Genomic DNA, 24,109 nt, shown 5'->3' with positions numbered 1-24,109 from the left:
CCTGCGTGCTGTCTCTCATCGCGGAACTCAGACGTGATACACGTCGAGCACCTGGCGAATGGTGTCGTTCTTGAGCACGATCTTCTTTCTCGCGATCAAGAGAATGTCGTCGACCTTGCGGAACGTGACGAAGATCGTGCCGAAGAAATGGTCGGTGATCTTGTAGCGGTGATTCAGCGTGTCGAAGTTATAGCGGACGTCCACTTCGTTGCCGCGCTCGGCCAGCACTTCCACGTTCGTCACGTTATGGCTCGTGCGCGGCTCGGGCAACGAGGCGCCGCTGCGTTCCGTCTTGATGCGGAACACGCGGTCTTCGAGTCCGCCCCGGTCGGGGTAGTACATCAGCGAGATCTGGCTTTCGTGATCGTCGGTGAGCTGGTCGTCGTCGTCCCACGCGGGCATCCAGTAAGTCACGTCTTCCGCATAACAGCCGAGCCATTCGTCCCACTGGCGGTCATCGAGAAAGCGCGCCTCGCGATACAGCGCGGCACAGATGGTCTGGTAATCGAAGCTCATGCCGGCACCTCCGCTTGCTCCTTCTTCAGCGCGTCGCGCATCACCTCGACCCAGTACTCGTGCTGACAGACGAACAGCCCTTCGTCCTCGCTGCGCTCGCCCGAGATGAGCGGCTTGAGGCCCATGTGCCTGGCGTTCTCGTCCGCGCCTTCAATCCACAGCGGCGCGCCGCGCGACAGGTCGTTCCACAGCGCAGTCGTGCCCGCATAACCGGCCTGGCATGCGCGGAATTCCTCGAGGTCGTCGCTCGTGCCCATGCCGGTGACGTTGAAGAAGTCCTCGTACTGACGGATGCGCAGTGCCCGCTGCTCCGCGCTTTCGCCCTTCGGCGCGAAGCAGAAGATGCTGACCTCGGTCTTGTCGACGCCGAGCGGACGCACCACGCGGATCTGCGTGCTGAACTGGTCCATCAGGAACACGTTCGGATACAGGCACAGGTTGCGGGTCTGGTTGACGATGAAGTCCGCCTTTACTTCGCCAACCCGCGCCTTGAGTTCCTCGCGATGCCGGTACACCGGCCGCACTTCCGGATTCATCGTCCGGGTCCACAGCAGGATGTGGCCGTGCTCGAAGCCGTACACGCCCGCCACCGACTTGCTCCAGCTGTTGGCATCGACGGCCTTGGTGCCTTCGACCTTGCGGCGGCCCATCGTCGCGGCATAGTTCCAGTGCACGGTGCTGACGTGATAGCCGTCGCAGCCGTTTTCCATCTGCATCTTCCAGTTGCCGTCGTAGATATAGGACGAGTTGCCGCGCAGCACTTCGAGCCCGTCCGGCGCCTGATCGACGATCTGGTCGATGATCACGCGAGTCTCGCCGAGATAGTCTTCGAGCGGCATCGAATCCGGGTTCAGGCTGCCGAACAGGAACCCGCGATAGTTCTCGAAGCGCGGCACGCGGCGCAGATCGTGCGAGCCCTGCTTGTTGAACTGCACCGGATATTCAGTGGTCTTCTCGTCCTTCACCTTCAGCAACTTGCCGGTGTTGGAGAAGGTCCAGCCGTGGAACGGGCACGTGAAGCTGCCCTTGTTGCCGTGCTTGCGGCGGCAGAGCATCGCGCCCTTGTGGGCACAGGCGTTGATGACCGCATGCAGTTCGCCGGTCTTGTCGCGCGTCACGACCACCGGCTGCCGGCCGATCCATGTCGTGTAGTAGTCGTTGTTCGCGGGAATCTGGCTTTCGTGCGCCAGATAAACCCAGTTGCTCTCGAAGATGTGCTTCATCTCGAGATCGAACAGGTCGGCGTTCGTGAAGATGTCGCGGCGGCAGCGGTAGACGCCGCTTTCCTTGTCGTCCTGAACGGCGGTCTGCAGCAGATCGTCCAGTTGCCGGGCGCGGTCGTTGATGGCGGACATGAGTGCTCTCCCTATGCGGGCTTCAGTGAACGAAGCCCTTGCATCGGTGAAGTTTGATTCGGGGTAGGAAGGCGGCCGCGCAGTCCGCGCGCCGCCGCGTCAAGACGAGGCGCTCAAGCCGCGACGCTTGCGCGCGGACGCTCCACCAGCTGGTTGTCCTTGCCCTGCACGAGCGAGGTGAGCTGGATGTCGAAGTCAATCTCGCGGTACGCATCGTCCTTCAGTCCGAGCGCCGCGCCGCCGCTCTTCTCGACCACGTGCGGCACCAGTTCTTCGCGGGTCGCGTAGGCGAAGTCGTCCCAGATCAGCGGATCGCCTTCGATGTTGATCTGCGTCGTCAGCTTGCGATGCTGGTCGCTGGAGACGAAGAAATGCACGTGCGCCGGACGGTTGCCATGACGTGCAAGGGCATCGAGCAGTTGCTGCGTCGCGCCCTGCGGCGGACAGCCGTAGCCCACCGGCATCAGCGTGCGGAACTCATAGACGCCGTCGGCGCCGGTCCTGACCGCGCCGCGCAGGTTGAAGTCGCTTTGCGCGCCGGTCGGGTCGAAGTGCGAGTAGAAGCCGTGCGAGTTCGCGTGCCAGCATTCCACTACCGCGTGCGCCACCGGCTTGCCGTCGGGACCCGTCACCTTGCCGCGGATCACGAGCGGGCCGGCGTCGGCATCGGCGTCGAGATCGATCTTCGACACGCCGTCGCGCACCGGCGCGCCGGCCACGTACAGCGGGCCTTCGATCGTGCGCGGCGTGCCGCCGTGGATGTCGGCTTCGCGGTCCGCCGCATCCATGCGGATGTCGAGGAACTTCTCCAGGCCGAGGCCGGCAGCCAGCAAGGCGGCTTCGCCATCCTGGCCCAGCTTGTTGAAGTAGGTGACGCCGGCCCAGATTTCATCGGGCGTCATGTCGAGGTCGTCGATGGCCTTGAACAGGTCGCCCAGCAAGCGATGCGTAATCAGCTTCGCGCGGGCATTGCCGTCCTCACCGCCGAGATTGGAAGCGGCCTTCAGCAGGTCCTGCACTTCCTTCGTATCGAACACTTTGACGTTCATGTCTGCTCCTGTGTCTCGCTGTTTTTAGTGGGGTTAACCCCTGCTCCAGCGCCGACACAGATATGCTCGGAAGGTATGATCGGGTGCTGAAACAGAGCGTGAAGGCAGAATAGTCGACGCCAGAACGCCCGGTCCAACACTGATTTAGTATTGGGCTATATCCAGGAGGTATCGAAATGGAATTGCGGCATCTTCGTTATTTCGTCGCGGTGGCGGAAGAGCGCAACTTCACGCGCGCGGCGCAGCGGCTGCATATCGCCCAGCCGCCGTTGAGCCGGCAGATCCAGCAGCTCGAAGAAACGCTCGGCGTGCAGCTGTTCGAACGCGCGTCGCGTCCGCTCAAGCTGACCGAGACGGGAAAGTTCTTCTATTCCCACGCAGTGCAGTTGCTGGCGCAGACCTCCGAGCTGGAATCGATGACGCGGCGCGTGGGCAATATCGAACGCAGTCTTTCGGTTGGGTTCGTGGGTTCGACGCTGTACGGCATGCTGCCGAAGATCATCCGCCGGTTCCGCGACGAAAACGCCACCGTCGAACTGAGTCTTCACGAGATGTCGACGATGGACCAGATCCGCGCGCTGAAGGACGGGCGCATCGACGTCGGGTTCGGCCGGATCCGGCATGAAGACGCCAACATTCGCCGCGTGATCCTGCGCGAGGAAAAGATGATCGTCGCGCTGCCGGTGGGTCATCCGCTGTCGCTGGTCAAACCGGTGCTCGCACTGCGCGACCTCATCAACGAAACGCTCATCATCTTTCCGAAGGCGCCGCGTCCCAGTTACGCGGATCAGGTGCTGTCCGCGTTTCAGGACCGCGGGCTCGCGCCGCGCAAGACCTACGAAGTGCGCGAGTTGCAGATCGCGCTGGGTCTGGTCGCGGCGGGCGAAGGCATTTCCGTGGTGCCGAGCAGCGTCTACGGTCTCAAGCGCGACGACGTCAGCTATCAGGAACTCGACGATCCGACGCTCGTCTCGCCAATCATCATGAGCATGCGCGCGCTCGACGAGTCGCGCGACATCCGCGAGATGCTCGAACTCATCTACCGGCTGTATGAGGAGGAACGCATCGACTACACCCCGCGCACCGACCGGGGTACGTGACACGCTCATACCTCGAGGGTATGAGACTAGACGTCGATGGTCTTGGACAGGCGAATATCGGGCGCGCAATACTTCAGCAACCCTCCCTTCCCGACATTTCAGGTATGAACGCCCACATCACGTCCGTCTCAGCGATCCTGGTCGATCTCCCGACTATCCGCGCGCATCAGCTCGCCATGGCGACGATGCAGCAGCAAACCCTCGTCATCGTGCGCCTGCGTTCGAGCGACGGCATCGAAGGCATCGGCGAGGCCACGACGATCGGCGGGCTGTCTTATGGCGACGAGAGTCCCGAAGGCATCAAGCTGACCATCGATACCTATCTGGCGCCGGCGCTCGTCGGTCAGGACGCGACCAACATCAACGCGGCGATGCTCCGGCTGAACAAGGTCGCGCGCGGCAACCGCTTCGCCAAGTGCGCGCTGGAAACCGCGCTGCTCGATGCGCAGGGCAAGCGCCTCGGCGTGCCGCTGAATGAACTGCTCGGCGGCGCGGTGCGCAAGACGCTGCCGGTGCTCTGGACGCTCGCGAGCGGCGACACCGGGCGCGACATCGAGGAAGCCGAGATGCTGCTCGCCGAGCGCCGCCATCACACGTTCAAGCTGAAGATCGGCCGGCGCGGCGTGCGTGACGACGTGGCGCACGTGTCGAAGATCAAGGCGGCGCTCGGCGATCGCGCGAAGGTCACGGTGGATGTGAACCAGGCCTGGAACGAGACCGACGCGGCGCTCGGCATCGAAGCGCTGCAGGCGGCGGGCATCGACCTGATCGAACAGCCGACGCCGCGCGAACAGCGCGACACGCTGGCGCGGCTTGCGGCGCGCTTCATCGTGCCCATCATGGCCGACGAAGCCGTGACCGGGCCGGAAGACGCGCTCGAACTGGTACGCAACGCCTGCGCCGATGTGTTCGCGCTGAAGATCGCGAAATCGGGCGGCATCTACGGCATGTTGCGCACCGCCGCCATCGCGGACGCGGCCGGCGTCTCGCTGTACGGCGGCACGATGCTCGAAGGCAGCATCGGCTCGATTGCTTCGGCGCACGGCTTCAGCGCGTTGCCGCAGCTTGCGTGGGGCACCGAACTCTTCGGACCGCTGCTGCTGAAGGACGACATCGTCACCGCGCGCCCGCACTACCGCGACTTCGACCTGCATCTGCCGGAAGGACCGGGCCTCGGCTTGCAGATCGACGAAGACAAGCTCGCGTTCTATCGCCGCGACAAGCGCGCCTGAACACGGCTCCATCACCACGGCATCCGCGCGCGGCCCGACCGGCGGGGATGTCTTCAACCATCCGGAGAAACGACATGCTTTATCTGGTACGAATGGACGTGCACCTGCCGCACGACATGCCCGCAGCCACGGCCGATTCCATCAAGGCGCGCGAGAAGGAATACTCGCAGGAACTGCAGCGCTCCGGAAAGTGGCAGCAACTGCACCGCGTGGTGGGCGAGTACGCGAACTACAGTGTCTTCGACGTCGACTCGCACGACGAGCTGCACACCCTGCTTTCGGCGCTGCCGCTGTTTCCGTACATGACAGTCAAGGTGACCGCGCTCGCGAAACACCCTTCGTCGATTCATTGAGTGCGCGCGCCGCGGCTTCGTGCGGGCGAAACGGCGCGTGTCAGGCCAACCCACCCACGAGCGACAATAGGCCTTGCACCTGAATTTCAGTAAATTGGCTGATTTCAGCAAATGTTGAAACTAGCCAAAACAGTGAAAACTGGCTGATTTTCAGTAAATATGGTACTTTCAACAAATGCTGAAACCAAGCTATTTGATGAAAGACCCCCTTCCCACCGGAGAATCCGCTCCCAGTCTGCAGCAAGCCGAATCGGCCTTGCGGGACGTGCTCGCGCGCGTCCCCGTGCTCAGGGTTGAAGGCATCGACACGGTTTCCGAGTTCGACGACTGGAAACCGGACCTCATCTTCCGGATCACGGCGAATGACCAACGGCACTCGCTCATCTGCGTGCTCAAGCCGAGCGGTCAACCGCGCTACGCGCGCGCCGCGCTGCTGGAGTTGCGCCGTCATGTCGCGCGCCATCCGCCGGGCGCCACACCTGTGTTCATCGCCCCGTATATTTCGCCCGCAGTCAGGCAGATGTGCAGCGAGGAACACGCAGGCTATCTGGACCTGCAGGGCAACACCCGGATAGCGTTCGGCAACGTCTTCATCGAACGCATCGTGGCGGACAAGCCGCAGGCGGAACAACGCGAACTCAAGTCCCTGTTCAGGCCGAAATCCGCGCAAGTGTTGCGGGTCATGCTGCGCGAGCCGGAGCGAGCGTGGCGCGTCAGCGACCTGGCGGACCTGTCGGGCGTCAGCCTCGGGCATGTCAGCAATGTCCGCAACGGCCTGCTCGACCGCGAATGGGCGCGCACCTCGGACGACGGACTCGTGCTCTGTGCGCCGGCCGCCCTGCTGGACGCATGGCGCGACAGCTACACCGCGCCGGCCGGCGAACTGCTGCGCTTCTATACGCCGCTGCACGGCAGCGCGCTCGAAGACGCAGCCCGCAATGCACTGCGCGCCCCGGACGCTTCCGGGCATGCGGCCTTCGCCTCCTTCTCGGCGGCGCAATGGCTGGCGCCCTACGGCCGCACCGGCACCCATTATTTTTTCGCCGATGACGACGGCCTGCGCACGCTGCAAGCCGCGCTCAAGCTGGCGCCGGTCCTGAAGGGCGAAAACGTGAGCATCCTTCTGCCGAAGGATCCGGCGCTGCTGGCCGATACCATCGAGCCCGCGCCGGGCGCCATCTGCACCAGCCCCGTCCAGACCTGGCTCGACCTCTCCATTGCCGGCGAACGCGGCGCGGAGGCCGCCGACCACCTGCGCCAGGAAAAACTTCCATGGTCCCGATGACACCTCCCCAAGAACCGCAATCGGCCGCCGACTACGACGACCGCACCACCGCCGCCGTCAAGTCCGTGCTGATCGAAATGGGTCAGATCCTCGGCAGCTTCAAGGGCAAATTCGCCATCATCGGCGGCGCAGTGCCGTGGCTGCTGCTGGCCAACGAGGACATGCCGCACGTCGGCACGCTCGACGTGGATGTCGGGCTCGATGCGGAAGCGCTCGGCGACGGCGAATACGCCACGCTCGTCGGCACGCTGCAAGGTCATGGCTACAGCCAGCGCGCCGGGCTGCGGCGCTTCCAGCTGGTGCGGCAGGTTGCCGTGCGCGACGGCGGGGAAGCGATCGACGTCATCGTCGATTTTCTGATGCCGCGCGATGCCGAGATCGTCAAGAACGTGCCGCCGCTGATCAGCGACTTCGCCGTGCAGCGCGCCGACGGCGCCGACCTGGCCATGCGCTTCTATCAACTGGTGGCGGTGGCGGGACCGATGCCGAACGGCGGCACGAACCGCGTGGAGATTGCCGTCTGTTCCATCCCGGCGTTGCTGGCCATGAAAGGCCATGCGCTCGCGGGCCGCTACAAGCAGAAGGATGCGTACGACATCTACTATTGCGTGCGCAACTATGCCGGCGGCATCGAGGCGCTGGCAGCCGAGTGCCGGCCGCTGCTGGAGCATGCGAGCGGCGCGCGGGGCTTCGCTCACATCGCCGACAAATTCGCGTCCTTCGAGGCGCACGGCCCGACCTGCGTGAGGCGCTTCGTCGAAGATACGCGAGCGCTGGGCGACCGCACGCCGGACCAGTGGCAGCAGGACGCGTTCGGGCAGATCGACGCGCTGCTGCGCGCCATGGGCCTGCGCGAATGAAGCTTCAGCGCGACACCGCCAGCCCCGTCCGCGTCCGCCGGTTCCGCACGACATAGCCCACGCCGAGCGCCGCGAGCCACACGGGAATCAGATAAACCGACATGCGCAAGTCGGGAATCATGCACATCACGACGAGAATCCCGGCGAGGAACGCGAGACACAGATAATTGGTCAGCGGATAGCCGAGGCTGCGGAACGTGGTCGTTTCGCCGGCGCGCGCCTTCGCACGACGGAACCGCAGGTGAATCAGGCTGATCATCGCCCAGTTGATGATCAGCGCGGACACCACGAGGCCCATCAGCAGTTCGAACGCCTTGCCCGGCATCAGGTAGTTGATCAGCACGCAGACGGCCGTCGCGAGCGCCGAGACGCCGAGCGCGGCGAGCGGAATGCCGCGCGCGTTGACCCGCAGCAGCGCGCGCGGCGCATTGCCCTGCTGCGCGAGGCCGTAGAGCATCCGGCTGTTGCAGTACACGCCGCTGTTGTAGACCGAGAGCGCCGCCGTCAGCACAACGGCATTGAGCACGTGCGCGACGAGATTGCTGTTCATCGCGTGGAAGATCAGCACGAACGGGCTGCCGCCGGTCACCACCTTCTGCCACGGATATAGCGACAGCAGCACGCCGAGTGCGCCCACGTAGAAAATGAGAATGCGGTAGATGACCTGATTGGTGGCGCGCGGAATGGTGTGCGACGGATCGTCCGCCTCCGCCGCCGTGATGCCCACGAGTTCCAGTCCGCCGAACGAGAACATGATGACGGCCATCGCCATCACGAGCCCCGAGACGCCGTTCGGGAAGAAACCGCCGTGGCGCCACAGGTTCGACACACTGGCCTCCGGGCCTGCGCTGCCGGAAAGCAGCAGATAGCCGCCGAAGCCGATCATCCCGACGATCGCGACCACCTTCACGATCGCGAACCAGAACTCCAGTTCCCCGTACGACTTCACGCTCGTGAGGTTGATGGCGTTGATGACGCAGAAGCAGACGAGCGCCGAGATCCACGTGGGCATGCCCGGCCACCAGTACTGGACGTAGATGCCGACGGCGGAAAGCTCGGCCATCGACACGAGAATGTAGAGCACCCAGTAGTTCCAGCCTGACAGGAAGCCTGCGTACTGGCCGCAGTACTTGTCGGCGAAATGGCTGAACGAACCGGCGACGGGTTCCTCGACCACCATTTCTCCCAGCTGGCGCATGATGAAAAACGCAACGATGCCGGCAATGGCATAACCGAGCAGCACCGACGGACCCGCCGTCCTGATGGTCTGCGCAATGCCGAGAAACAATCCGGTGCCGATCGCCCCGCCGAGCGCGATCAACTGAATATGACGATTTTTCAGGCCGCGTTTGAGCGTGCCGTCTTCTTGCAATGCCACGTGCCCTCTCCCTCGTTATGCGGTTGAACCTGACACGGCGATGCCGAAGCGCGCGCCGTCCGTTTCAGGGGAATCAGTGTAGATTTCCTGCCGCACAATATGATTTCCTAACGGACACAGACAAACCCTGACTCAGCGATCAGAATTTCATCCGCGGCCTGTTTCGAGAAAGGAAATTGTATCGCGCCGGATCCGGCGCGAGATCGTGCACTGGAACGCGCGTTCGGTCGAGCCCCGGCAATCGGGGCTCGCGACGCGGTCAGCGCAACGGGAAGGGATGCAAAGCCAGGAAGCAGCCGCGCCGCTCAGCGGGCCGGCCCGTGCGGACGGCGCTCGGGGCGATCCGTGCGATGCGGACGGTCGTGATCTTCGCTGATGGTGGAAATGGCGTGCTTGTAGATGGATTGCGCGCCGGCTGTCGAGCTGAGATAGACCATGTAAGGATCGAACGACTGGATGTGGCCCGTCAGCTTGATCCCGTTGACAAGAAAAATAGCGACGCGCTTGCGCTCTTTGCGCAACGCGTTCAGGAAATCATTTTGCGGATTTGTAACAGCTTCTGACATGGCAAGCTCGATCGGTAATTAAACAGGAATGGCCTTGCTGGCGCTTACGGTGAAATACATGAAGCCCAGCAGTCCACATGCCTTCAGTTGGTGCGTATCGGGTGGCCGGTTCATCGGCAATACGGCATTATCGCCGCCCGGCGTGCCGCAATCAGCGGCCGCCGGCCGCAGCGCCTGCCACGGCAAGCAGATCATGCGGATGAACCATCAACTCCCGGACCTGACGCAGTATCGGGTACTGATTCAGCACGGTAGCCCAGCGGGGCGAGGACAGCAACTCCTTCCATACAGGTTCCAGTTCGGCGGGTTCCGCCAGGAAGCCTTCGTCCAGCCGCGCCGCAAAGCTCAGACTCGCCGGAGCGGTCAGGAGTTGCATGCGGCCCGCCGCGTTCAGCAGGCGCGGCGCAGGCTCCGCGGGCGCATCGCAACAATACAGGATTGAACGCCTCAATGCGGCTTCATCCGTGCGCAACGCTGCCAGCGACGCGCCGCGCAGGCGCACTTCGCCCTCCCGCGCACCAAAGGCGTACTCGATGTCCGCTTCGGCGCACGCGAGCAGCCGCACGCCGCGCAGCAGCCGCGGGAAATCGGTCGCGGCGGCATCGACGGAGGATTTCGCCTCCACCAGCAGACACACATCCCAGGCCGAAGCCGCCGCGCCCGGCGCTGCGCGCCGCAACAGCACGGCATCCCACTCGCTCTTGGCGTGCGCCGCGCTGCCGGGAATCGTGGCCGGCACGCGCAGGGAGGTCACGACGCCATACTCCGCCCTCCCCGCTTCCAGATGATTGAGCCGCCGTGCCAGCGCGCGCAGGGCGTCCGCCGCCGACGCCTCCGCGCTCGCCCCGCGCGCTCGCGATCGCGCGCCGCGTGCGGCCGCCTCGTCGCTGCCCGGCGCCGGCCCCTGGCGGTCCCACAGCGCGCGGTAGCGGCGCACGCGCTCATCCTGCTCCAGCGTTTCGAGACGGAAGAGCCGTTCGAGCGGGGCACCACGCTGGAGACGCGCCAGCGCCTCGTGCAAGGAAGCGTCGGCGGCGACGTCGGGAAGGTCCAGCAACGCCTTCACGGCGTCCTGCAATTCGGCTGGACGCGCGACTGAAGCTGCCGCATGCAGGTGCGCCAGCAAGGTTCGCCGGACACCCGCCGGCGTACGGTCCAGCTTCGCCGGATGCGCGATTGCCGCCACTTCCGTGCGGATCCGTCTGCGGTCCTGAGCGGCCTGCGCCGAAAGCGACGCGTATTCGCCCACCCAGGCCGAGCAATGGCGCAGCACCAGGGCCTGGAATGCGGCATCGCCGGAATCGGGATGCATGGCATCGCCGATCAGGCGCGCAAGCGTATGCAGGAAACGCAGACGACAGGCGGCGTCGGGCGCCTCGCCGCGTGCGCTCGCCTCACGCGCGCGCTCGATGTCGAGGGCGAGCGTCGTCGCCGGTTGCGCTGCGTCGAGCGGCCACGACGTCGGACCGATCTCCGTCAGCCGGTAGCGCCGCACGATTTCATTCAGCAGGGCATCGAGCGGCGTGGGTCCGGCGCCGGGCGGCGGCACGCTATGATTTCGCATTTGCAGCGTCGCAGCCGGTTTTCGTGCATGCACGTTTCATCGTTTGCTCCAGGGGAGAAAGAAAATTGCAGACCATCGAGATCGATCGCATCGACCTGCGCCTGCTCGCCATGCTCCAGGCGCGCGGGCGCATTTCCAATCTCGAACTGGCCGAAGCCATCAGTCTCTCACCCGCGCAGACACTCAGGCGACATCGACGCCTCGAGGAGCTGGGCGTCATCAGGGGCTATGAAACGCGTCTGGATGCCCAGATGCTCGGCTTCGGCGTGGTGGCCTTCATTCAGGTGACGATGGAGCGTGGCCACGTGCGCGATCTGGCCAAATTCAAAGGCGTGGTCAGCCGGCTGGCCGAGATCCAGGAGTGCTTCGCCGTGGCCGGCGACGTGGACTACATGCTGAAGGTGATCGCGCGGGATCTCAAGGGACTGTCGGAATTCCTGCTCGACACGTTGATGCGCATTCCCGGCGTGAGCGGCGTCAAGTCCAGCGTCTGTCTCGACGAACTCAAGTGCGTCAGTGCCGTGCCGCTCGAGTCATGAAGTGCAAAGGCATCGCGGCCATGCCGCGATGCCCGCCGCAGATCTTCAGTGATGGTCGAAGAGCGAGATCTGGTTGGATTTGATCATCGACCGCACTTTTTTCACGAACGGCGCGTTCGGATCCTTCTTGCATTCCGTGGCGACGATCTCGCCGACCGGATGCGCCGTATCGACCACGACTCTGTCCGTTTCCTTGATGCCGAGCTTGTCCACGCCCGCGACCCAGTAGACGAGCGCGGGGCGATAGGCGTCATCGAGCTGGGTGAATTGCTCGCAGGTCATCTTCATGGGCGCGACGGGTTGGTCGTCCGCAAACACCGATTGAGCGGCAAGGGCACACGTCAGGGTCATCAGAACATAGGCTGGCTTCATGGCTTTCCTTGGAAGAGGTTGTTGTGTTGAATACGCTTCTTCATGCACTTCAGGCCTGCTTGGTCATAGTAGGAAAGCTGACTCGTCAAATGCGATGCGCGCCATCGAAACAGGCTTTCGGCTTGACTGCACGATGCCGCACAGGCTGCGCGAAGGCCGCGCACTGCCCTAATTCGCCGCTCATTCACGACGCCGAGAATCATCCTCAACCGATGCGCACTCAAGCCGCACCGCGTTCTGAGGAGAACCATCATGAAGAAGACCGGTTATGTGATCGCCGCCACGGTGCTGAGCCTTGGGTGCATCAGCGCGGCTCAGGCGCATGTCTTCGTCGGGATGAGTATCGGCATGCCAGTCGCGCCTGTCGTGATGGCGCCGGCGGTCGTGCCCGTGTCTCCTTACGTTCCCTATGCGCCCTACGCTCCGGCGACCGTATATGCGCCGCCACCCGCCTATTACGCGCCGCCGCCTGTCTATGCGCCGCCTGTCGCGGTCGGGTACTGGGGACATCCGGGCTGGTGGGGACCGCGCTATGGTGTCGGCTACTGGAGATGAATGCCGGATGCCTTAGCGCGGCGCGTGCTCGTCCTCGACGGCACTCGCGAGAAGCATGTGCAATTGCCCGGTGGTCAGCCCCCGGCATGGCGTGATCGGATTCGCGCCGATCGCGATTTCGGCGGACCCGTTGCGGGCGAGCCAGTCGTGCAGCTGATGAGCGAACTCCATGATGTCCCGCGGGCCGAGCACGGCAACGAGCATGGTTGCCGTGCGCGACGGCTCGCCTGTCGCAACGCTTCGCTCGATCACGATGTGATCGACCGAACGCTGGAGCCGGTGCAAGAGACTCGCCGTGACCGATGCGGCCGCGGTTTCTTCGTCCATGTACAGCGTCAGGACGATCCGGTTCGTTTGCATGGCTGCGGTTTCTCGTTGTGCCACAGGCGGGCCTGCCTGCGTTCACCTTTGACAGGTTCACGCATCGTAACCCGCTGACGCCCTCGAATAAAAACCGCCACCCGCGACATCAATCGGAATACGCGCTTGTCACTCCGGAATCTGCGGCTCGACCAGTCTCGCCAGTTGCAGCAGCGATTCCTGCCAGCCGAGATAACACATCTCCACCGGGATCGCTTCCGGAATGCCCTCCTGCACGATCCTCAGTTCGGTCCCGCACGACACCTGTCGCAAGGTCACCGTGACGCGCATTTCGCCAGGCAGGTTGGCGTCGTCGAAACGGTCGGTATAGCAAAGCTTTTCGTTCGGCACGAGTTCCAGATACTCGCCGCCGAATGAATGGCCGTTGCTCGTGCCGAATTGATGAAACGACATCTTGTGCGTCCCGCCGACACGCGCATCCAGTTGATGAACCCGGCAGGTGAAGCCATAGGGCGGCAGCCATTTCGCGATGGCGTCGGGTTCAAGAAACGCGCGATAAACGCGTTCCGGCGGAGTGCGCAAGACGCGGTGCAATTGAACGGTTCCGGTAGCCATGGTGATTTCCTCTTCTCAGGACAGGTTGGAGATATATCGACGACGTTTCATCGAAGGGTAAATCGACAGATGGCCAGCATATTGGCCTGGCGCGATTACCTGCCAAAAGAAGTGATGGTTGTCGTCAAAGTTTCACAAGCATGTTTCTTCGGCGATACAAAACCGCCATTGCCAGATTTACCGCATTCGCTCATCCTCTTTTGTATAACCAATATAAAAGATATCGGGGACGACTCAAAAGCCGTATTGCAAGCCCCTGCGCGGCATCCAATTGCATTCATATTATGGAATGACATGCAATTTTTTCGCGTCGTCCATTTTGGTTACAAGAAGTTACTTCTTACGTCATACTCATCTTGATTCAGCTGTGTAACATTTCTTCAAGTCGCCAACAAACCGACTGAAGCGCGTTTCGCATCGCATTTCTCCCGCGAACGTCTAGCCCGATCGCCACTTTTCCGACTGCTTCGAATGGCCATTCGAAAGCAGTGGGGACATTTTTCTCCGGCGATTCCAATCAACGATTTCCGGATCTAAAAGAAATGAAAAATCTCCGTACGAGTGCTTATGCGTACTGCTTAGGTGCGCTTATCTTGTCAGCCTGCGGTGGCGGGAGTGACAACGGTGGTCCGTCGAGCGTCGCCAACAGCGCTGATCCCGCCACGGTCATCGATATCAACCGGCATCCCGCTTCCGTGAGCGGCACCGTCATTCCGCCCGCCACGTCGCTCAATGACTCCAGCGGCGCCGTGTGGACCGTGAAAAGCGGCGTCATCTATCGCGCGAATGTGAAAGCCGGCTTCTCGCAGGACGTGATCGCGCTGCTCTGGTACGCGGGCAAGATCTATCAGCAGAACGTGAACAAGCTATGGTGGGTCTGGCAGAACAACACCTGGGTCGTGTCGGCGGACCCGCGTCCCGCCACGTCCACGGGTTCATCGACGGGCACCACGTCAGGCACCACTACGGGCTCGGCCTCGGGTTCGACCGCAGCCTCTTCGCCTGCATCGTCTTCGACGGCCGCATCGGCGCCGTCGAGCGCATCGTCGACAACCGCGGCGTCCACGGGCACGTCCACGTCGGGCGCGCCGGGCATGCCCTTCTTCGGCGTCAACGAGCATTACGCTTACGGCGGCGTCTATTCGCAGACTCCGCTGAGCACCCAGGCAGCGACGATGGTCGACCTCGGTCTCACCGGCATTCGTCAGGACGTGCACGGCTACGATCAGATCGATACGCTGGCGGAGAAAGTCATCCCCGGTCTCGGTTCGAGTGTCACGGTGATGCCGCTGATCGACGCCTACCCTTGGGACGATCCGACCTTGAACGGCAAGACGCCGACGGAATCGAGCGCCTACACCTACGCCTACAACATGGCGGCCTACGCGGCGACGAAGCTGAAGGGCGTGCCGGTGGTGGAGTTCGGTAACGAATACGATCTCGACGTTCACAACAAGCGCATCGCGAACGACGGCGTCAATGTCTCCGACTACGACAACACGACCTGGCCGATCTGGCGCGGCGCGCTGCGTGGTTACTACGACGGCTGGCGTTCGGTCGATACGGCGGGACAGACGAAGGTCATCGCGACGGCATCGGCGGGTTTCCTCTATCTGGGCTGGTACAAGGGCATGCTGACGGGCGTTCAGCCGGACGGTTCAACCGGGCATCCGAAGGTGAAGACCGACATCATCCAGCTGCACTGGTATTCGGACGGCCTTGATCCGCAGAACACCTGGGGCAAGGACGGCACCAACTACAACGTGCTGAAGATCCTTCACGACGCCTATAACCTGCCGATCATGTTTACGGAAATCGGCGTGAACTTCGACTTCACGACACAGCAGGCGCAGGCCTACATCACGAAGACGATTCCTGAGCTGTACGCGGCGCGTAACACGTATGGCGTGGTGGGCTTCCAGTGGTACGAGCTCTATGACGATCCCACCGGCGACTACGGCATCCTCACCAACAGCGGCCAGAAGAAGGCCATCTACGCGACCATGAAGGCGGCTGTTCAGGCATCGCACTAAGCCTGAGCTTCATGTGAGCAGAGTCCCGGTGCACGGCGCGCAGCCGTCCACCGGGACTTGTCGTTTTTTGCCTCACGCGCCACGCTTCGGTGCGATACCTAACACTGTGCGCGTATCGGGCGCTTCGATCCTCCTTCCGATCCGGACATATTGTGTGAGCGATGTCTTGCGCACGTACAGCGCCGCGCGAGACATCGTCTAATGACGGCTGTACCGGAACCATTGCGGGTCGACAGCACCATGCGTGTCATCACCAGACGACGATTCATCTCCGCGGCATTGGCCGCCTGCGCAGTGGGCGTCATCGCCCCGCGTGCGCGCGAACACGACGAAGCGGGCGGCATCCCTTATGGCGCCGCGCGCCGCCAGCGGCTCGATCTATACGCCCCGGCCGCCGATGCCGGTTCAAAGCGGCCCATCGTCGTGTACTTCTATGGCGGCGCGTGGCAGAGCGGCCATCGCTCGGACTCGCATGGCGTGGCGCAGGCGCTCGCCGCACATGGCGTCGTGACCGTCGCGGCGGACTATCGCCTGTATCCGGACACGGTCTTTCCCAGCTTCCTCGATGATCCCGCCACGGCTGTACGCTGGGCGCACGATCACGCGCATGAATTCGGCGGCGATCCGCAGCGCCTGTTCGTCATGGGACATTCGTCCGGCGCACACATGGCGTCGATGCTCGCAACCGATCCGCGCTATCTGGCGGCGCATGGGCTCTCGAATCGCTCGCTTGCCGGCATGATCGGACTGGCGGGACCGTACGCCGTCATTCCGACGACGGACCCGCACATGGACGAGATCTTCCCTGCCGCGTTGCGTTCACAGGCGCTTCCGATTGCCTTCGTCGACGGCAACGAGCCGCCGATGTTCCTCGCTGCCGGCACCGACGACAAGGATGTCGATCCGCGCAACAGCGACCGCTTCGCCGATGTCCTGCGCGCGCATCACGACAAGGTGGAGTTGAAGAAGTACCCGGGGCTCGGGCACGTGACGATCGTCGAGTCATTCTCGGCCAAACCGGGCAAGCCCTCTCCGGTGCTGGCCGATGTCGTCGCGTTCATCGACGCGCATTAGCATTCATCAGGCTTCCGGTTCGGCCCAGCGCAGCGCGAAGCCGTTGCGCGCCTCGTCGATATAGCCCGCATGCGGCGCCATGAAATGCCCGGGCAATAGCAATGCGCGATGCTCGCAGGTTGCCTGCAAGACCCGCTCGCGTGTCTGCGCCGACTGCACCGGATCGATACAGCCAAAGCAGCTCCATTGCGGATACCGGACCTGCACCGGGTGATGGATGATGTCGCCAGTCATCACGGCGCGTGCATCGTCAGACTTGACCCAGATCGCCACATGCCCCGGCGTGTGTCCCGGCGCCGGTTCGAGCGTGAGGCAACCGGCGAGCTCGGCGTAGTCGTCGACGATCATCGCCTGCCCCGCTTCGATCACCGGCAGCACGCTGTCCTGATACGCGATCAGATGCGGGCCGCCCTTGCCTGCGTCGGCTGCGCACTTCGCTTCCCAGAAGGCGTGCTCGCGCCGCGAGAACACATACTTCGCGTTCGCGAACGTAGGCACCCAGCGCCCGCCGACGAGCCGCGTGTTCCAGCCGATGTGATCGGCATGCAGATGCGTGCAGAGCACATAGTCGATCTCTTCGGGCGTCGCGCCGGCGGCAGCGAGCCGATCGAGAAACGGCGTGTCGAGTCCGCACCAGTCGGGCCGGCCGGGCCGGTCCTTGCCATTGCCGACGCAGCCGTCGATGAGGATCTTGTGCTTGCCGGTATCGAGGAGCCATGAATGCATGCTGAGCAACAGGCGCCCCGAGGCCGCGTCATAGTGGCCCGGCGTCATCCACGAGAGATTTTCGGCGAGCGCCTCTTCGGTCGCCAGCGGAAAGAACTTCAGGAAGTTGAACGAGTGATCCACCATCTCTTCGACGAGCGTCGCCGTGATCTTGCCGATCCTGAATCGAATCATGTGGGTTGTCTCCTGATGAAGGTTGTGCTCACGCAGCGGCGGCTTCGCGTTGCACGGCGTCGTCCTCGACGGCCGCGGGTTCCGCCGCGCCCAGTTCCTGACCGGCGGCCTCGCGCAGTTGCGTGATGCCGATCACCGAGATGACGGAAGCCAGCGCGATATACGCCGCAAGCGGCCAGTAGCTGCCCGCCCAGCCCACCATCAACGCGGCGAGAATCGGCGTGGGACCGCTCCACACGACGGTGGCGAACTGATACGCCACCGACACGCCGCTATAGCGGATCGCCGCGTGGAACTGTTCGCCCATCAGGCTGGGCTGCGTGGCTTGCGTGCTGCCCTGTCCGATCAGCGCAATCGAAATGGCCGCGACGATCATCGGATAGCTGGCCGTATGAAGCATGGCATAGAAGGGAAAGATGAACAGGCCGATGAAAATCATGCCGCCCATATAAACCCGCTTGCGGCCGATGCGATCCGAGAGCGCGCCGAAGATCGGTTGCGTGACGGTTTGCAGTAACGCGCCGATCATCAGCGCGCGCAAGGCGAGCGGTCGCGGCACGTGCAGATCCTGCGTCAGATACACCAGCGAGTAGACCGCGATGGCATAGAAACTCGTGTTCTCCGCTGCTTGCGCGGCCAGCAGGCAAAGCGTCTTGCGCTTCTCGGTCCGGAGCACGGTTGCGATGGGCAGACGATCCTTCGCATTGGCCTTCTGCAGCTTCCTGAAGCTGGGTGATTCGGAGACGCTGCGCCGGAGCACGATGCCGAACACCACCAGCACACCGCTCACGAGAAATGGAATGCGCCATCCCCACGCGGCGAATTGCTCGCTCGAGAACATCGCCGTGGTGAGGGCCATGACGCCTGTCGACAACAACAACGCGGCGGGAATGCCGCACTGAGGCCAGCTGCCGAACGCACCCCGCTTCTTCGCCGGCGCATGTTCGATCACCATCAGCGTGGCGCCGCCCCATTCGCCGCCGACGGCGAAGCCTTGCAGGAAGCGCATCACCGTCAGCAGGATCGGCGCGGCAACGCCGACTTGCGCATACGTCGGCAACAGGCCGATGAGGAAGGTCACGCCGCCCATCATCGTGAGGCTCATGACGAGCATCGCCTTGCGGCCGATGCGATCGCCGAAATGACCGAACACGATACCGCCCAGCGGACGCGCAATGAAGCCGACCGCAAAGGTCGCCAGCGAAGCGATGGTGCCCGCGACGGGGTCGAAGGCCGGGAAGAACAGCTTGTTGAAGATCAGCGCCGCCGCCGATCCGAATATGAAGAAGTCGTACCACTCGAGCGTCGCGCCGATCGCGCTCGACCATGCGACGCGCCGGATATCCTTGTTATCGACCATTCCTGTCTCCCGCCATTTCTTCGTTATTGTCTGCGCCGCGAGGCAAGCGGATTCAGCGTTGATGTCACCCGGACGGACGAACGCGACCCGGCACACGGCCGAGATGAATTCGGCCATGCCGGAGCTTTCGAGCAGGAGGGAGATCATGCTGAGCACGCCAGTTTCGATGGCGCTGCCGTAGTCGATTCGCGGTTTGCGAAACGACGAATTCCGAGCTTAGTACTGGCGTGTTGGGGATGCTCGAATACCTGTTATGCGATAACCAACGACGCCGATAGCGAGAGAGGCTGGTCGCAATTTCTACCCGGTAAATTTTATTCAATACTCCTTGCATTTCGCACGCGCGTTCGCGATCAGGGTTTCTACGGTGAACGTTTTGCATGTCACTGCAATTCTTGCTGCATCCCAAGTACGACAAAAGATTTTTTTACTGAGACAAGCGTTTACATTCATCTCATAAGAAGATAAAGTTCGTTCCGTTGATCAGGTTTTCGGCAATGCTTGCTGAACCGGGACAGAACCTCCGAGAAATCGGCTTTTTTTACCGGACACGCGCAAACGTTGTACCAGTTCCGTCGACGTAGCCTTGAAAATGATCTGATGTTATTTCACGAGGCTTAACCGGGCGAATGACCCTTTCATTTGCTCGACTCTGCCATCCAGAGCGCTAGTCGTGTCACGCACTGGATCTTGTCGGTAAAAAATCCGTGTCGCACCCCACCGTCCGCCAGCGCAATGAGCGCGGCTGACAGGACTGGTGCGCTTATCTTCCGGATGACTAATCAATGTCATCTCAACGATGAGAACGGATGGATGCGATTCAAAGCAGTTTCGAATTGCGCACAGACAGGTCCATCAAGCGTGTATGAATTCACGATCGTTGCGCTCACCCATTAGCCCTGCTGATCGCAATGACGACTCGTAACCAAACCTCCGTTCGCCGCTTCAACGTTTTCTCCGCACGCAAGATCACGGCCGTCGCGACCGCCGTCCTCACCAGCGTTCTGCTCGCCGCATGCGGCGGCGGCGGTGATTCCGCCCTCGACGCAGCCGCCACCGCCAAGGCCAGCGACCTGCCTGAATCCACCGCAAAGGCTGCGACCAGCTCGTCCATCTTCTACGGCGTGAATGGCCGCAACACCAACGGCGGCGCCTACGACGGCACGCCGGTCGCAACCCAGCTTGCACAGCTGAAGGACCTCGGCGCGAAGATCTATCGTAACGACGTGTACAACGTGGCATCGGCCGCAGTCGTCGCGAAGATGACGCAGACGATGGCCGCCGGCGGCGTGACGGTCTATCCGGTGCTGATGCTCGGCGCCAACTACAACAACGAGCAGGACGCCTACAACGCGGGCTATACGCTGGGCCGCCAGGTCGCGCAGACCTACAACTGGCAATACTACGAAGTCGCCAACGAACTCGAAGCGCAGGCGCTCAACGGCAATGTCGACGGCACCAACTGGAAGCACTACAAGAACCAGCCGTTCGTCGTCGCGCGTGGCGTGTATCGCGGCCTGATCGCAGGTGTGAAGTCGGTGAACAGCTCGGCGAAGATCATCATCAACGGCACCTGGCTGCACTACTCGTTCTTCCAGATGCTGCTCGACGGTTCGCAGCCGGACGGCACGCACGGTCACCCGACCGTCAGCTGGGACATCACCGCGTGGCACTGGTACTCGGATCAGGGCGACATGACGCACGCATGCGGCGGTTCGGGTTGCTACGACATGCTGGCCGTGCTCAAGTCGCTTGGCCGTCCCATCTGGATCAACGAGTTCGGCGTCCGTCCGAACTACGGCTCGGATCAGCAGATCGCGAACTACATGTCGGGCAACACGATGATGGCGCAGTTCCAGAGCGTGGCGTCGAAGTACAACATCCAGTCGATCCAGCAGTTCGAACTGTATGACGACAGCGAAGGCAACTTCGGCCTGCTGCGCGGCGACGGCAAGACGCAAAAGCCGGCTTACACGGCCTACAAGAACTTCGTTGCATCCCACCCGATGTAATGCATGACGCGGGATCCGCAGATCCCGCGTAGTTCGAAACGCAACGAGCGACCCTGGCGGTCGCTCGTTGCGTTTGCGGCGCGGTGAATCCCTACAACAGCGGCCGATACGCCGGCACATAGGCAACCGCTTTCATGTGGGCCAGCAGATCGTCCGGCCGCTTCACACGCGCGAGTCCCTGCTCGAAGATGTATTCCGCCACCTTGGCGGCCACGTGCATCGACGCCTCGAAGATTCCGCTCTGCGGCGGGTAGATCAAGCCCTTGCCGAGACTTTCATCGCTGACCTGCTCGGCGACCGCCTTCGCCGCGACGATGAACATGTCTTCGGTCACCCGCGTCGCTTCGGTGGCGAAGACCGCCATGCCCATCGCGGGAAAGATGTACACGTTGTTGCCCTGTCCCGGCACGAACTGCCGTCCTTCGATCTCGACCGGTCCGAACGGGCTGCCGCTCGCGAAAATCGCCTGCCCTTTCGACCAGCGATACGCTTCCTCGGCAGTGCACTCGGAACGCGAAGTCGGATTCGAATAGGGGAAGATGATCGGGCGTTCGTTGATCTCGCTCATTGCTTCGATAACCGGCTGGTTGAACAGTTTGGGCACCGTGCTCACGCCGATGATGCCGGTAGGTTTGAGCGCGCGCACTGCGTCGACGAAGCTGTCGAGCGGTTCGTGATCGATCGCGAAGGGCTGCTGGAACGCCGCGAGATCCGTGCGCGAGCGGACCATCAGTCCGTTGATGTCGAAGAGGCTGTTGCGCGCCCGGGCCGCGTCGATGTCCAGGCCTTCGAGCGCCATGGCTTCGCTGACGAGTTCGGCAATACCTGTCGCCGCCGATCCGCCGCCGAGGAACAGGAAGCGCTGTTCGGTCAGCTTCTGTCCGGAGATGCGCAGTGCGCCATAGATGCCGGCCAGCGCGACGGCCGCGGTGCCCTGGATGTCGTCGTTATAGGTGCAGACCCGGTCCTTGTAGCGCGCCAGCAACGGCACGGCGTTGAAGTTCGCGAAGTCCTCCCACTGGATGCAGCACTTCGGATACGCGTCCTGGACCGCGTTCACAAATTCGTCAAGAAACGCATCGTAGTCGGCGCCACGTACGCGTTCCTGCCGCAGGCCGAGATAAAGCGGGTCTTCGAGCAATGTCTGGTTGTTCGTGCCGACATCCAGCATGACGGGCAGGCAATGCATCGGCGGCACGCCTGCGCAGGCGGTGTACAGCGCCAGCTTGCCGATCGGAATGCCCATGCCGCCGACACCCAGATCGCCGAGCCCCAGGATGCGCTCGCCATCCGTCACGACGATGAACCGAACGTCCGTTTCCGGCCAGTTGCCCAGCAACTCCCTCACGCGGCCGCGCGCATGGATCGGAAGGTAGAGGCCGCGCGTAGCCCTGAAGATCTGATCGAACTTCTGACATGCTTCCCCGACTGTCGGCGTGTAGACGATCGGCATGTAGCTGGCCGGATCGGACATCAGCAACGCATAGAAGAGTGTTTCGTTGCGGGCCTGCATGTCGGAGAGAAACAGGTAGCGCTGCAGGTCGCTATCGAGTTGCGACAGCTCGGCATGCGTGCGCGCAATCTGCAATTCGAGCGAGCTGACTCCGGGCGGCAACAGCCCTTCGATGCGCCAGGTCTTGCGTTCTTCGAGCGTGAACGCCGTCCCGTGATTCAAGCGCGGATTGTGCAGGACGTCATAGCCATGTGTCTGAAGAGACATGATCGCTTCCCCTGGACGTGAGCCTAAGCACGTAGTGTAGGCAGACTTCACGGACCGATGAAGCGAAAACGCACGGTTTTTAGCGCTTGACCGGACGCCGCACTGGACCTATTCGGTCAGATGAAACGCGGGGTCCGCTTATCAGCATGCCTATATGACAGACATTCGGCCGAGCGCCTTGTTGCCGTCGCGGCCTGCACCTACTCTCGGTCAGAAGGCGCATTGCCGTCGATGCCGCCTCGATTCGTGGCACACCAACGAACGATTCATGGAGAAGACATGCGCGACAACCTCAGTCCCGTCATCGCCGGTCCGGCAGGCACATCCGCAATTCCGGAGCAGCACACGCGCTCCATCCTGTTTGCGGGCGGCACGAGCACCCGGACGATAGCGGGCATTGCACGGCGGCTCGCCGTGGCCGGACAACGCTTCGAGCTGCATCATTTCCTGCAGTCCGCGGACCGCAGCGCGCAGCACGACGAGATCGACGCCCTGCGTCATCACGGCAAGGTGCATCGTCATGTGGATCTGCCTCATGCGCTCTTCGAACAAGCGTGTACGCATGCGCTCAGTCCCGCACGCGCCAACACGCAGATCTATTGCAGCGGCCCGCCCGCATTCATTGATTTCATCGCGCACCACGCCCGCGACTGGGTGTACGCCGCCAACATCCACAGAGTGGGTCCGGGCGCGCAGGCGCTTCAGTCGAAGTCCACCTGATCGCTGCGGCGCAATGCATCGAGCCGCCTGATCTGCTCGGGCAGGATGCGACCCAGCGAGAGCGGCGGCAGGGCATCGAGCGGGAAGAACCCGGTCTCGTTCGTCTCGCTGCCGATGATGTCGCCGGCCTGCGCAATCCGCCCGAGAAACACCAGCTTCCAGATATGGAACACGGACGGCGGGTGCGCATGCGCATTCATGTCCCACACGGCAAGCAGGCGCACGATATCGACGGTGAAGCCGCTCTCCTCGCGCGCTTCCTTGGCCGCGTTCGCAGCCGGCGATACACCGATATCAGCCCATCCGCCCGGCAGAGACCACCTGCCATCCGCAAGCTCGCGCACCAACAGAATGCGCCCTTCGTCATCGAATACGGCACAGCGCACGTCGAGCTTCGGATTGGCATAACCAGACGCGAAGGCGAAGAGTTGCGCGACGTGCTGCGTGTCCATCGACGCCAGCTCCGCGAGTTGCGCATGCGCGATCTGCGCGATTTCCTCATAGCGCTCGCGGTCGAAATCGCCGGTGGCATAGTGAAGTCCCGTCTGGGCAATCGCGAGCAGGCGGCGCGCCTGTTGCAGGCGCAACTGCGCCTGCGCGACGGGTGTCGTGTGCAAGGGGTTATTCATC

At 62.8% G+C, this 24,109-nt stretch carries 25 protein-coding genes; 12 read left to right on the top strand and 13 right to left on the bottom strand.

Annotation, left to right across the window (positions count from 1 at the left end; genetic code table 11):
- Positions 1 to 27: 27 nt before the first annotated feature.
- The 3 genes from benB to catA all read right to left on the bottom strand — a co-directional run bounded on the left by benB (position 28) and on the right by catA (position 2,920).
- Positions 28 to 516, bottom strand: a complete 489-nt coding sequence (gene benB, locus QCE69_RS23055) for a benzoate 1,2-dioxygenase small subunit (RefSeq protein ID WP_309923363.1) — start codon at positions 514 to 516, stop codon at positions 28 to 30.
- A complete protein-coding gene (locus QCE69_RS23050; protein ID WP_309923361.1) occupies positions 513 to 1,871 on the bottom strand; it encodes a Rieske 2Fe-2S domain-containing protein in 1,359 nt (452 codons plus the stop codon). Before QCE69_RS23050 ends, benB begins: the two co-directional genes overlap by 4 nt.
- A gap of 113 nt (positions 1,872 to 1,984) precedes the next feature.
- Entirely contained in the window at positions 1,985 to 2,920 is a 936-nt protein-coding gene (gene catA, locus QCE69_RS23045; protein WP_309923359.1) for a catechol 1,2-dioxygenase, read from the bottom strand.
- 176 nt (positions 2,921 to 3,096) lie between these two features.
- Between catA and QCE69_RS23040 the strand changes: the two genes are divergently transcribed.
- The 5 genes from QCE69_RS23040 to QCE69_RS23020 all read left to right on the top strand — a co-directional run bounded on the left by QCE69_RS23040 (position 3,097) and on the right by QCE69_RS23020 (position 7,750).
- Positions 3,097 to 4,020 carry a LysR family transcriptional regulator gene (locus tag QCE69_RS23040; RefSeq protein ID WP_309818503.1) on the top strand — a complete coding sequence of 308 codons (924 nt, stop codon included), beginning with the start codon at positions 3,097 to 3,099 and terminating at the stop codon, positions 4,018 to 4,020.
- A 104-nt stretch (positions 4,021 to 4,124) separates the two neighbouring features.
- Positions 4,125 to 5,252 (top strand): muconate/chloromuconate family cycloisomerase, encoded by a 1,128-nt coding sequence (locus tag QCE69_RS23035; RefSeq protein ID WP_309818501.1) that lies wholly within the window; start codon positions 4,125 to 4,127, stop codon positions 5,250 to 5,252.
- Positions 5,253 to 5,326: 74 nt separating this feature from the next.
- On the top strand, positions 5,327 to 5,605 hold the full coding sequence (gene catC / locus QCE69_RS23030; RefSeq protein ID WP_309818499.1) for a muconolactone Delta-isomerase: 279 nt from the start codon (positions 5,327 to 5,329) through the stop codon (positions 5,603 to 5,605).
- A 196-nt stretch (positions 5,606 to 5,801) separates the two neighbouring features.
- Entirely contained in the window at positions 5,802 to 6,890 is a 1,089-nt protein-coding gene (locus tag QCE69_RS23025) for a hypothetical protein (RefSeq protein ID WP_309933214.1), read from the top strand.
- The gene (locus QCE69_RS23020) at positions 6,878 to 7,750 is read left to right on the top strand and encodes a nucleotidyl transferase AbiEii/AbiGii toxin family protein (protein WP_309933212.1); all 873 of its coding nucleotides are present in this window, start codon (positions 6,878 to 6,880) and stop codon (positions 7,748 to 7,750) included. Before QCE69_RS23025 ends, QCE69_RS23020 begins: the two co-directional genes overlap by 13 nt.
- A 4-nt stretch (positions 7,751 to 7,754) precedes the next feature.
- On the opposite strand, the gene QCE69_RS23015 is transcribed toward QCE69_RS23020, so the two are convergent.
- The 3 genes from QCE69_RS23015 to QCE69_RS23005 all read right to left on the bottom strand — a co-directional run bounded on the left by QCE69_RS23015 (position 7,755) and on the right by QCE69_RS23005 (position 11,258).
- A complete protein-coding gene (locus tag QCE69_RS23015; protein WP_309933211.1) occupies positions 7,755 to 9,128 on the bottom strand; it encodes an amino acid permease in 1,374 nt (457 codons plus the stop codon).
- 305 nt (positions 9,129 to 9,433) lie between these two features.
- Positions 9,434 to 9,694: an RNA chaperone Hfq gene (hfq, locus tag QCE69_RS23010; RefSeq protein WP_309818489.1), complete on the bottom strand. Its 261-nt coding sequence runs from the start codon at positions 9,692 to 9,694 to the stop codon at positions 9,434 to 9,436.
- Positions 9,695 to 9,845: 151 nt separating this feature from the next.
- On the bottom strand, positions 9,846 to 11,258 hold the full coding sequence (locus QCE69_RS23005) for a 3-deoxy-D-arabino-heptulosonate 7-phosphate synthase (RefSeq protein ID WP_309933210.1): 1,413 nt from the start codon (positions 11,256 to 11,258) through the stop codon (positions 9,846 to 9,848).
- 65 nt (positions 11,259 to 11,323) lie between these two features.
- Here QCE69_RS23005 and QCE69_RS23000 point away from each other — a divergent pair, with 65 nt between their 5' ends.
- A complete protein-coding gene (locus QCE69_RS23000; RefSeq protein WP_309923349.1) occupies positions 11,324 to 11,797 on the top strand; it encodes an Lrp/AsnC family transcriptional regulator in 474 nt (157 codons plus the stop codon).
- Between the two features lie 45 nt (positions 11,798 to 11,842).
- On the opposite strand, the gene QCE69_RS22995 is transcribed toward QCE69_RS23000, so the two are convergent.
- Positions 11,843 to 12,169: an HdeA/HdeB family chaperone gene (locus QCE69_RS22995; RefSeq protein WP_309923348.1), complete on the bottom strand. Its 327-nt coding sequence runs from the start codon at positions 12,167 to 12,169 to the stop codon at positions 11,843 to 11,845.
- Between the two features lie 252 nt (positions 12,170 to 12,421).
- Here QCE69_RS22995 and QCE69_RS22990 point away from each other — a divergent pair, with 252 nt between their 5' ends.
- On the top strand, positions 12,422 to 12,724 hold the full coding sequence (locus QCE69_RS22990) for a hypothetical protein (RefSeq protein ID WP_309923346.1): 303 nt from the start codon (positions 12,422 to 12,424) through the stop codon (positions 12,722 to 12,724).
- Positions 12,725 to 12,736: 12 nt separating this feature from the next.
- On the opposite strand, the gene QCE69_RS22985 is transcribed toward QCE69_RS22990, so the two are convergent.
- Both QCE69_RS22985 and QCE69_RS22980 read right to left on the bottom strand, forming a co-directional pair.
- Complete coding sequence (locus tag QCE69_RS22985) at positions 12,737 to 13,084, bottom strand: hypothetical protein (protein ID WP_309933208.1); 348 nt, start codon at positions 13,082 to 13,084, stop codon at positions 12,737 to 12,739.
- A gap of 129 nt (positions 13,085 to 13,213) precedes the next feature.
- Complete coding sequence (locus tag QCE69_RS22980) at positions 13,214 to 13,660, bottom strand: SRPBCC family protein (protein WP_309933207.1); 447 nt, start codon at positions 13,658 to 13,660, stop codon at positions 13,214 to 13,216.
- Positions 13,661 to 13,729: 69 nt separating this feature from the next.
- Here QCE69_RS22980 and QCE69_RS22975 point away from each other — a divergent pair, with 69 nt between their 5' ends.
- From QCE69_RS22975 to QCE69_RS22965, 3 genes are all read left to right on the top strand, one after another.
- The gene (locus QCE69_RS22975; RefSeq protein WP_309923340.1) at positions 13,730 to 14,020 is read left to right on the top strand and encodes a hypothetical protein; all 291 of its coding nucleotides are present in this window, start codon (positions 13,730 to 13,732) and stop codon (positions 14,018 to 14,020) included.
- 233 nt (positions 14,021 to 14,253) lie between these two features.
- On the top strand, positions 14,254 to 15,693 hold the full coding sequence (locus tag QCE69_RS22970; protein ID WP_404987423.1) for a beta-glucosidase: 1,440 nt from the start codon (positions 14,254 to 14,256) through the stop codon (positions 15,691 to 15,693).
- Between the two features lie 240 nt (positions 15,694 to 15,933).
- A complete protein-coding gene (locus QCE69_RS22965; RefSeq protein ID WP_309923338.1) occupies positions 15,934 to 16,767 on the top strand; it encodes an alpha/beta hydrolase in 834 nt (277 codons plus the stop codon).
- Between the two features lie 6 nt (positions 16,768 to 16,773).
- Here the strand turns inward: QCE69_RS22965 and QCE69_RS22960 are convergent, their stop codons facing one another.
- Both QCE69_RS22960 and QCE69_RS22955 read right to left on the bottom strand, forming a co-directional pair.
- Entirely contained in the window at positions 16,774 to 17,667 is an 894-nt protein-coding gene (locus tag QCE69_RS22960) for an MBL fold metallo-hydrolase (protein WP_309923336.1), read from the bottom strand.
- Positions 17,668 to 17,695: 28 nt separating this feature from the next.
- A complete protein-coding gene (locus tag QCE69_RS22955; RefSeq protein WP_309923334.1) occupies positions 17,696 to 19,174 on the bottom strand; it encodes an MFS transporter in 1,479 nt (492 codons plus the stop codon).
- A 764-nt stretch (positions 19,175 to 19,938) separates the two neighbouring features.
- On the opposite strand from QCE69_RS22955, the gene QCE69_RS22950 reads away from it, so the two are divergent.
- A complete protein-coding gene (locus QCE69_RS22950; protein WP_309923332.1) occupies positions 19,939 to 21,039 on the top strand; it encodes a lipopolysaccharide biosynthesis protein in 1,101 nt (366 codons plus the stop codon).
- 91 nt (positions 21,040 to 21,130) lie between these two features.
- Here the strand turns inward: QCE69_RS22950 and QCE69_RS22945 are convergent, their stop codons facing one another.
- Positions 21,131 to 22,759, bottom strand: a complete 1,629-nt coding sequence (locus QCE69_RS22945) for an NAD-dependent malic enzyme (protein ID WP_309933204.1) — start codon at positions 22,757 to 22,759, stop codon at positions 21,131 to 21,133.
- 279 nt (positions 22,760 to 23,038) lie between these two features.
- On the opposite strand from QCE69_RS22945, the gene QCE69_RS22940 reads away from it, so the two are divergent.
- On the top strand, positions 23,039 to 23,479 hold the full coding sequence (locus tag QCE69_RS22940; protein ID WP_309933202.1) for a hypothetical protein: 441 nt from the start codon (positions 23,039 to 23,041) through the stop codon (positions 23,477 to 23,479).
- On the opposite strand, the gene QCE69_RS22935 is transcribed toward QCE69_RS22940, so the two are convergent.
- Positions 23,461 to 24,108: an NUDIX hydrolase gene (locus QCE69_RS22935; protein WP_309933201.1), complete on the bottom strand. Its 648-nt coding sequence runs from the start codon at positions 24,106 to 24,108 to the stop codon at positions 23,461 to 23,463. The two genes, QCE69_RS22940 and QCE69_RS22935, sit on opposite strands and share 19 nt — an antisense overlap.
- Between the last annotated feature and the right edge of the window lies 1 nt (position 24,109).

Source organism: Caballeronia sp. LZ032 (assembly GCF_031451315.1).
Lineage (GTDB): Bacteria > Pseudomonadota > Gammaproteobacteria > Burkholderiales > Burkholderiaceae > Caballeronia.
The sequence above is the reverse complement of the archived record's forward strand: the minus strand, read 5'-3'. Positions and strand labels throughout refer to the sequence as shown.